This is a genomic window from Marinimicrobium sp. UBA4509 (assembly GCF_002388575.1).
GTDB lineage: Bacteria > Pseudomonadota > Gammaproteobacteria > Pseudomonadales > Cellvibrionaceae > Marinimicrobium > Marinimicrobium koreense.
Map to the genome: position 1 here is coordinate 1 of NZ_DGMV01000012.1, position 8,427 is coordinate 8,427.

Annotated in this window: 9 protein-coding genes; 4 read left to right on the forward strand and 5 right to left on the reverse strand. The window is 60.7% G+C overall.

Annotated features, from left to right (window positions below; genetic code table 11):
* Window positions 1–99: 99 nt before the first annotated feature.
* The 4 genes from B3520_RS01520 to B3520_RS01535 form a co-directional block, all read right to left on the reverse strand.
* Window positions 100–990, reverse strand: coding sequence for a dihydrodipicolinate synthase family protein (locus B3520_RS01520; RefSeq protein WP_286805359.1), 891 nt, complete (start codon window positions 988–990; stop codon window positions 100–102).
* Between the two features lie 56 nt (window positions 991–1,046).
* Window positions 1,047–2,789, reverse strand: a complete 1,743-nt coding sequence (gene araD / locus B3520_RS01525; RefSeq protein WP_286805360.1) for an L-arabinonate dehydratase — start codon at window positions 2,787–2,789, stop codon at window positions 1,047–1,049.
* 118 nt (window positions 2,790–2,907) lie between these two features.
* A complete protein-coding gene (locus B3520_RS01530) occupies window positions 2,908–3,936 on the reverse strand; it encodes a LacI family DNA-binding transcriptional regulator (protein ID WP_286805361.1) in 1,029 nt (342 codons plus the stop codon).
* Between the two features lie 90 nt (window positions 3,937–4,026).
* Window positions 4,027–4,584: a glutathione S-transferase family protein gene (locus B3520_RS01535; protein WP_286805362.1), complete on the reverse strand. Its 558-nt coding sequence runs from the start codon at window positions 4,582–4,584 to the stop codon at window positions 4,027–4,029.
* Between the two features lie 79 nt (window positions 4,585–4,663).
* On the opposite strand from B3520_RS01535, the gene B3520_RS01540 reads away from it, so the two are divergent.
* The 4 genes from B3520_RS01540 to B3520_RS01555 all read left to right on the forward strand — a co-directional run bounded on the left by B3520_RS01540 (window position 4,664) and on the right by B3520_RS01555 (window position 7,738).
* Window positions 4,664–4,897, forward strand: a complete 234-nt coding sequence (locus B3520_RS01540; protein WP_286805364.1) for a peptidase S14 — start codon at window positions 4,664–4,666, stop codon at window positions 4,895–4,897.
* Window positions 4,898–4,954: 57 nt separating this feature from the next.
* Window positions 4,955–5,722 carry a sulfite exporter TauE/SafE family protein gene (locus B3520_RS01545; RefSeq protein WP_286805365.1) on the forward strand — a complete coding sequence of 256 codons (768 nt, stop codon included), beginning with the start codon at window positions 4,955–4,957 and terminating at the stop codon, window positions 5,720–5,722.
* A gap of 83 nt (window positions 5,723–5,805) precedes the next feature.
* Complete coding sequence (locus B3520_RS01550; protein WP_123638027.1) at window positions 5,806–6,342, forward strand: hypothetical protein; 537 nt, start codon at window positions 5,806–5,808, stop codon at window positions 6,340–6,342.
* Between the two features lie 175 nt (window positions 6,343–6,517).
* A complete protein-coding gene (locus B3520_RS01555; RefSeq protein ID WP_024460945.1) occupies window positions 6,518–7,738 on the forward strand; it encodes an ROK family transcriptional regulator in 1,221 nt (406 codons plus the stop codon).
* An 83-nt stretch (window positions 7,739–7,821) separates the two neighbouring features.
* On the opposite strand, the gene B3520_RS01560 is transcribed toward B3520_RS01555, so the two are convergent.
* Window positions 7,822–8,427 (reverse strand): glycoside hydrolase family 32 protein (locus B3520_RS01560; RefSeq protein WP_286875175.1); only part of this gene is annotated, 606 nt, incomplete at its 5' end.

Here is an 8,427-nt window from a genome sequence, read left to right on the forward strand (position 1 = left end):
GGGAGCGCGAAGGGGACCGGGTTCACGGCGTGTCTCACAAAGGTATACCCAGGCGGAGCATTCCGATACGAAGCGCTGTAACTAAGCTCCTCCGAGGTATTACCAACCTTTCAAAATCTCCTTCAACGCCTCACGCTGTGCCTCACTCAACTCAACCACCCCGGGTGCGCGCGTCGGCCCCACGGGCCATCCCTGAATCTGCATCGCCTCTTTCACCACCGTCACGTTCGCCCCATTGGCCTCAAAGGTGCGCATTTTTTCAAACTCGGCAATCCGGTCCACCAAAGCCCGGGCCTCACTCATCGCCTCGCGCTCCAGCGCCGCGTGAATCGTCAGAGACAACTCCGGGGCCACATTCACCAGTCCCGAAGTAAAACCCCGGGCGCCGCAAGCGTAGAAGGGTAGGGCCCAGCTTTCCGCCAGACCGCACAACCACTGCAGGGGGCTGCCCTGAGTGGCGCGGATACATTCACCCAGCCGGATCGGGTCGGGTACAGCATACTTGACCGCTACCACATTCTCTATTTCCGCCAGGCGAACGAAGTGCCCCGGCTCCAGGCCCGGGCTGCGGGCGTAGGCGATGATGGGCAGGTCGGTGCTGTCGGCGATCTGTTGAATATAGTCGATGACCAACCGGGGCGAGCAGAAGGGGTCCGGTGGCTGGTGGATCATCAGGGCGTCGGCACCGGCCTCTTGGGCGGCTTTTGCCAGGCGGATGGCTTCCCGGCCGCTGCGCCCGACACCGGCAGTGACTTTGGCGCGACCGGCGTTGGCCTCTACTGCAACCTGATAGCCGAGCACGGCTTCGTCCAGGTCCTGGGCGTAAAACTCGCCGGTATTGCCGCCGGTGACGATGTTGTGAATCCCGGCGCTGGCGATGCGATCGACCACCTTGTGCAGCAGGGGTTGATCGACTTCGCCCATGTTGTCATAGGGGGTGATGTGTACTCCGGAGATGCCGTTCAGGGCGTTGCGCATGGCTTCGTACATAACAGTTCTCTCGTGTTTTTTGGTGCTCGCGAGTGTTTTTTTAGCGCGTGGCGGCGTCAGTGAATATCGGGTTCCTGATCGGTGATGTCGGTCACCGGAATGGTTTCCAGGAAATCGAAATCACAGCCTTCGTTGGCCTGGCTCACATGGGATTGATAGAGCGCGCCCCAGCCGCGGCTGAACTTGGGCTCCTGCGCCTTCCAGTTGGCGCGTCGACGGGCCATTTCCTCCTCGTCGATCAGCAGATTGAGTTTGCGCTCGGGTACGTTCAATTCAATCAGATCACCGGTCTGCACTAAGGCCAGGGGCCCCCCGACGTGCGATTCCGGGGCAACGTGCAGGACGCAGGCGCCGTAGCTGGTGCCGCTCATGCGCGCGTCTGAAATGCGCAGCATGTCGCGCACGCCTTTTTCCAACAGTTTTTTCGGGATGGGCAATTGGCCCCACTCGGGCATGCCTGGTGCGCCCTGGGGGCCGGCGCTTTTGAGTACGATGATGGAGTTTTCGGTGATCTCCAGGGCCGGGTCATCGATGCGCTCGCTCATTTCCTGATGGTTTTCAAACACCACCGCCGGGCCGGTATGCACCAGCAGGTGCGGTTCGGCGGCGGGGGGTTTGATCACCGCGCCATCGGGGGCCAGATTGCCACGCAGCACGGCAATGCCGTCCCGCTCGGACAGCGCGTTGTCGAGGGAGCGAATGACATCGTCGTTGAAGACCCGTGCGCCGGCGATGTTTTCGCCGAGGGTTTTGCCGGTGACGGTGAGTTGGTTCAGATCCAGCAGGGACTTCATCACTTCCTGCAGGGCGGGCAGGCCTCCGGCGTAGTAGAAGTCTTCCATCAGGTAAGCGCCGGCGGGGCGCAGGTTGGCGATCACCGGGGTGTGTCGCGCAAGGGCGTCAAACCGGTCGAGGGTCAGAGGGAAACCGGCGCGGCGGGCCATGGCGATGATGTGCACGATCGAGTTGGTGGAGCCGGACAGAGCCAGCGCGACTTTGATGGCGTTGTCGAATGACGTCTCAGTGAGAATGTCTTTCGGGGTCAGATCCTCCCAGACCATTTCCACGATGCGCTTGCCGGTGCTACAGGCCATCTGGGCGTGGCGCGAATCCGGCGCGGGAATGGAGGCGGCGCCGGTCAGGCACAGGCCCAGGGTCTCGGCCACGCTGGTCATGGTGGAGGCGGTGCCCATGGTCATGCAGTGCCCCGGGGAGCGGGCAATGCCGCTTTCCACGCCCTGCCAGTCTTCCTCGGTGATGTTGCCGGCGCGCAGTTCGGCCCAGTATTTCCAGGTGTCGGAACCACTGCCCAGGGTCTTGCCCTGCCAGTTTCCGCGTAGCATGGGCCCGGCGGGTACAAAAATCGCGGGCAGGTTGGCGGAAATGGCCCCCATGATCAGGGCGGGGGTGGTTTTATCGCAGCCGCCCATCAGCACTACACCGTCGGCCGGATAGGCGCGCAACAGCTCTTCGGTTTCCATGGCCAGCATATTGCGATAGAGCATGGCAGTGGGTTTCTGGAAGGGCTCGGACAGGGTGGACGCCGGCAGCTCCACCGGGAAGCCCCCCGCTTGCCAGACGCCGCGCTTGACCTCTTCCACTCGCTGTTTGAAGTGGGTATGGCAGGGGTTGATGTCGCTCCAGGTATTGACGATGGCAATCACCGGCTTGCCGGCGTAGTCGTCGCGGGTGTAGCCCATCTGGGCGGTCCGGGATCGGTGGCCGAAGGAGCGCAGGTCTTTGACGCCGTACCAGCGGTGACTGCGCAGCTCTTCGGGAGAGCGTTTGGGCTGGCTCATAGGGTTCTCTCTGTCGTGTTTTTATAGCTGTTTTAAGGCCGTCTGGGCCCGGTTGATGGCTGCTATGATTGCGCAATCATTTTTGGATTGCAAGACCCGATGGCAAAAAGACGGAAAATCAGGCGCTGTCGCGTTTGACGATCTGGAAGCCCACGTCGATGGTCACGGGCTCGGTCGGAGGGTGTTCGCCGGTCATGGCGCTGAGCAGGTGCTGGGCCGCGCGATACCCGATTTCGGCGCCGTTGATCTGCACCGAGGTGAGCGAGGGCAGGGTGTGGGCGGCGAAATCCAGGTCGCCGAACCCGATCAACGCCATGTCACCGGGGATGTCGATGTTCCGGGCCCTGGCTTCGGTCAGTACCCCTTGGGCGAGGGTGTCGGAACTGCAGTAAACCGCCTCGGCCCGGATCCCCTGCTCCAGCAGGCGGGCAAAGGCCTGCCGGCCCTGGCTGAAGCGGGCGGGGGTTTCCAGTCGCTCCACGGCGTCGGGGCTGATACCGGCCTCGTCCAGAGCCTGAATGAAGCCCGCCAGGCGGTCTTCAGCGCGCTGGTCGTCGGCACTGATGGCCGCGAAACGTCGGAGTCCCTGGTTCAGCAGGTACTGCCCGACACTGCGGCCCACGTCCAGGTGCGAGAAGCCGACCAGGGCATCGAGGGGCTGATCCCCCAGATCCCAGGTTTCGACAATGGGAATCGCGGCGGCCTTGAGGCGGGTTCGGCTGATGTCGGTGTGGTTCAGGCCGGTGAGGATGATGCCATCCGGACGGCGACAGAGAATGGCCTCCAGCAGGTCTTGCTCCTGGGCCTCGGAGTACCCGGATAACCCGAGCAAGGTCTGGTAACCGGCCTGTTCCAGGGTTTCGGTGATGGCCCGGACGGTTTCGGCGAAAATCGGATTGGCGATCGTCGGTACGATCAGCGCTACCAGGCGGCTGCTCTGGGTGGCCAGGCTGCCGGCGAGCATGTTGGGCAGGTAGCCGGTTTTCTCGACCGCGGCGGTGACTTTGGCTCGCGCCTTTTCCGACACCCGTTCGGGCTGATTAAGCGCCCGGGAAACGGTAATGGGCGAGACGCCCGCCACTTTGGCCACGTCGATCAGAGTGGGCGCCCGGCCGCGTTGTGGGTGCTGGGTCTGTCGCTCAGTCATGGTCGTGTCGATTCTCGTGGTTGGTCGGAGTCGACCGCCTCTGCAGCAGTCGGTCTTCTTATAAAAATACTGACGCGTTATTCAGTCGGATCACTGAGGTGGCGCCGTGTCGGCAAATGGCGCATATTGATCCAGGCCTTCCAGCAGCTCCGTAAGACTCGGGTACTGGTGAAAATTGAAGCGGTCCCGGTAGCGGCCCCAGGCCAGAACGCACCCCAGGCGCAGTTCAAAGTCGCTGTAGGGCGCCTGGCTGCTCAGAGGGCGCTGGGCCAGGGCATCGAGACAGGTGTCAATGCGCCGACGCTGGCGTTCCAGGTAGGGGCTTTGTTCCGGGGTCAGGCCGTCACGCTCCAGCACCAGGAGAATCTGAGCGGCATCCATCAGGGTATTGGTCAGGCAGAAATCGTCGTAATCCCGAAGACTGGGAAAGAAGCTTTGGCCGGCTTTTTCCCGCAGATAGCGCAGAATGGAAGACGAGTCGGTCAACAGCAGTTCACCGTCCTGTAGAAAGGGCAGTTTCTGACTGGGCGAGCGCTCGGCGCTGGTGCGGGTATCGCTTTCAATGAACTCGCAACGCAAGCCGGTTTCGGCCAGCGCGATGCGGCAGTGGCGAACGTAGGGGGAGGTGTAGCTGCCAAACAGTTGCATGGATAGTGACTCCTCTGGTGTTGTCCTAATGATAACGGAAAAGTGTGGTTTTTGGGGCCAATGGGCCCGGAGGTGTGCGATGAAAGCGTCGGAATTTCTGAAAAAGTACGAGCGTGAGCGCGAAAAAGTCAAAGAACATGAACAGGAGGATCACTCCCTGCAGGCCCATGCCAAAGAGCGGGCCCGCCACCCGGATCACCTGAACGCCGGGACGCCTTATGACTGGGAAGATCTGGAAGCCTACCAGAAAGAACTGGAGCGACTGGAGAAAGAGGGCCCCGGTGGCTCAAGTGGCGATCCCGATAAAGGATAGCAGCGCTTGAGGGGGTAACTCACTGGTACAATGGCCGCTTTTTGACGGGAGCGGCGGATGATTGGCGGTTGGGAGTTCTACGCACTGGCGATTCCGGTGGTGTTGCTGGTGGGCCTGTCCAAAGGCGGTTTTGGTGGCGGCCTGGGCACCCTGGCGGTGCCGGCGCTGAGCCTGATGATCGATCCCCGGATGGCCGCCGGTATCCTTCTGCCCATTCTGTGCACCATGGATCTGGTCAGCCTGTGGAGCTTTCGCGGCCGCTGGGACTGGGCCAACCTGAAGATCATGTTTCCCTGGGCCATGGTGGGCCTGCTCGGCGGTGCGTTGACCTTTCAGTACATGAGCGTGGATATGATTCGCCTGATGATCGGCGTCATGGCACTCTACTTTGTGGGCCACTACCTCTGGGGCAAATACCTGTTGCAGCGGCTCCATGCCCACGGGCCCAGCGTCTGGCGAGGCGGTTTCTGGAGCGGCGTGTCCGGCTACGTCAGCTATATTGCGCACGCCGGTGGCCCACCCATTGCGATTTATCTCTTGCCTCAGCACCTGTCCAAAACCGTGTTTGTGGGCACCACGGTGCTGTTTTTCAGTGTGGTCAACTACACCAAGCTGGTGCCCTACGCCTTCTTTGGTCAGTTGAATATCGGCAATATCACCACCGCCCTGGTGCTTCTGCCATTCGCGCCCCTGGGGGTGCTGTTGGGCGTTTACCTGCACAAGCGGGTGTCCGATCGCTGGTTCTACTGGACCTGCTATGGTCTGTTGCTGGTCGCCGGTATCAAGCTGTTAGTGGAAGGCGCGGCCGGTTTGCTTGCCGCCTGACTTTCGCCCGCGCGTTCAGTTTCGATTCAGATCCCGGAAGGTAATCTGGCATTACGTTAACCGGAATGCATAGGGGGTGCCCCGTGAATCGTATACTGAGCCTGATCGTGATGACTGCCTCGTTGATCCTGATGGGGTGCGATGAAAGCCATGTGCAGGTCACGCACGTCAACGATAGTCCCCATCGGGGTTCGGACTTTGTGCCCTATCTCAAAACCTTCAATATCATCGACAGCTATGGCGTGGATACGGCGCTGGATCCGGGGGTGCCGCTGACGTTTGATCCCTATGTGGATGCGGGCATTTTCGAGATCGACTGGCAGGTGAACAGCCTGGAAGATTATCAGGTGAGTTTCCGCCTGAACGACCGCCCGTCATTGACCGGCAGCTACGGGGTGTACACCGAAGTGTGCGGCGAGGGCCTGCCCTGTGACCAGGAAGCCATCCGCATCTGTCAGTACTACCCGGACCTGACCATGGCCTGCGGCCTGGATGATTATGTGACCGATGTGAGCCCGCTGATTTACGAGTTGCCCGAGAAGCTCTATGCGGTGCTGGAAGTGTGTGATCTGGACTCCAGCTACTGCGAGTATGACTACTATCCGGTCTGGCTGGAATAATACCTGGCGAGACTAATGAACCGGACTGCTGGGGTTCCAGCCCAGAACTGACAAGGTGCTGGCCTTAATGGTCCGCGCCTTGTTAAACTACGGTGATGTTTGACAAAGGGCTGCCGTTGAATACGTATTCAATCATCGAAGCGGTAGCCGTCAGTCCAATCGGGAGCCGGAATACATGAGTCAGGGCAGTAACTCCAGCGGCCTGCGTCGCTATAACGAGCGGGTGATGCTCACCCATTTGCGCAAATACCGCACCGCGTCCAAATCCGATCTGGCGCGGGCCACCAACCTCACGCCCCAGGCGGTGACCCGCATCGTTGATGACCTCGAGCAGAACGAGCTGGTGATTCGTGAAGGGCGCCGCCTCGGTGGTCTCGGTCAGCCGTCAACTCTCTACGCCATCAACCCGGCCGGCGCCTACTCCATTGGCATCAAGATCGGGCGGCGCGATCTGGAGCTGCTGTTGCTGGACTTCAGCGGCAAGACCCTGGCCCAATTCAAACGCGAATTCGATCAGCCGGATCCGGACTACATCATCGAACAGATCGATCTTTTGCTGCCCGAGCTGCGCAACCACCTGGACAAATCCGGTCAGAAGCGCCTGCGTGGGGTCGGAGTGGCCATGCCCTGGTTCCTGGGCGCCTGGCCGAGCGATCTGGAAATGGCCGATGAGCTGTCTGAGCGCTGGCGCAATATCAATTTGAGCGAAGAGATTTCCAGTCGTATTGACCTGCCAGTGTTTTTTGAAAACGACGGGGCCGCTGCGGCCGTGGCGGAGTTGCAGCTCGGCGTCGGGCGGGATATTTCGGATTTTCTGTACGTCAATATCGGCGCCTTTATCGGCGGTGGCCTGGTGCTGCACGGCAACCTGGAGCCCGGTGTGCATGGCAACGCGGCGGAGCTGGCGTCAATGCCCGTTCCCCACTCCGAGCTGTTCGGCCATGAGCCGGGCAAGGGCGGTTTTGACATGTTGACCCAGCGGGCGTCGCTGCTGACACTCCGCCGGTATCTGAACCAGAAGGGCATCGAGATCAGTCACATCGGCGAGCTGCCCGAGCACATCGATAATGCCCGTATCTACATCCAGGAGTGGATGAACGACTGTGCCGATGCCATGGTGTTTGCCTTTCTTTCGGCCATCAGCATCCTGGATCTGAAAGCCATTGTGATCGATGCCAACCTGCCGCGCTTTATCATTGAAGAGCTGGTGGCGATGGTAGAGCGGCGCCTGGGTAGTATGGCGGCCAAGGATATTTTTGTGCCGGCCATCATTCCGGGGCAACTGGGCCCGGACGCGATTGCGGTGGGCGGCGGCATTCTGCCGTTCTATTCGTCTTTCGGCGCGGATAAAACCGTACTGCTCAAAGGCAGTGTGCCGGAGCGGCGCATGATCTGAGTCGGCGTTGATGTAATGGCGGCTCCAACAAAAAAGCCCCGGCAAGTGCCGGGGCTTTTTTGTTACGTTGCTTCGGTGAGCGCTTACCAGATGGACTTGAGTGGCCAGGCTTCGATGCGGTCAAAGGTGGCGCTACCGCCTTCGACAAACACTTCAACGCCCTCGCTGTCCGGTTGTGGGAAAATCTTGTCACTGATGGCGACCACGCCGTCGTGCGCAAAGACTTCCACCGAGGACCAGTCGATAAACACGTGCAGCTCCACCTGACCGTTATCCAGCGGCAGCGGTGCCACATGAACGCCCGGGAAATCCGCGTGGAAGTCCACCTGTCCGGACTGGGTGCGATCCAGCGCCAGCGTTTCCTCGCTCACGTCGTAGCGCAGCACGGTTTTTTCATCGTTACCGGTGCGCAGGTTGAGGCCAATCACCTCGGCATTGCCCGGAGTGAAGGTCACTTTCATTTCCAGTGCCTTGCCCTGAATGTTCCAGTCGGCCAGTGAACGGGTGTCATTGGTGACGGTCAGGTTGCTCAGTGATTTTTGCTCGCCCCGCAAGGTCCGCAGCTCATCCACCGGCTCCTGAACCATTTTCAGGCCGCCGTCGTGGCTCGCCAGCTCCAGGGTGCGCGGAATGCTCTGGGAGCTGCGCCAGGGTGAGGTGGGCAGTTCCTGCGCATACTGCCAGTTATT

What these genes read in the sequence shown, in the direction of transcription:
- B3520_RS01520 (WP_286805359.1), bottom strand. Translation starts at nt 990, where the DNA reads ATGTACGAAGCCATGCGCAACGCCCTGAACGGCATCTCCGGAGTACAC.
- araD (WP_286805360.1), bottom strand. Translation starts at nt 2,789, where the DNA reads ATGAGCCAGCCCAAACGCTCTCCCGAAGAGCTGCGCAGTCACCGCTGG.
- B3520_RS01530 (WP_286805361.1), bottom strand. Translation starts at nt 3,936, where the DNA reads ATGACTGAGCGACAGACCCAGCACCCACAACGCGGCCGGGCGCCCACT.
- B3520_RS01535 (WP_286805362.1), bottom strand. Translation starts at nt 4,584, where the DNA reads ATGCAACTGTTTGGCAGCTACACCTCCCCCTACGTTCGCCACTGCCGC.
- B3520_RS01540 (WP_286805364.1), top strand. Translation starts at nt 4,664, where the DNA reads ATGAAAGCGTCGGAATTTCTGAAAAAGTACGAGCGTGAGCGCGAAAAA.
- B3520_RS01545 (WP_286805365.1), top strand. Translation starts at nt 4,955, where the DNA reads ATGATTGGCGGTTGGGAGTTCTACGCACTGGCGATTCCGGTGGTGTTG.
- B3520_RS01555 (WP_024460945.1), top strand. Translation starts at nt 6,518, where the DNA reads ATGAGTCAGGGCAGTAACTCCAGCGGCCTGCGTCGCTATAACGAGCGG.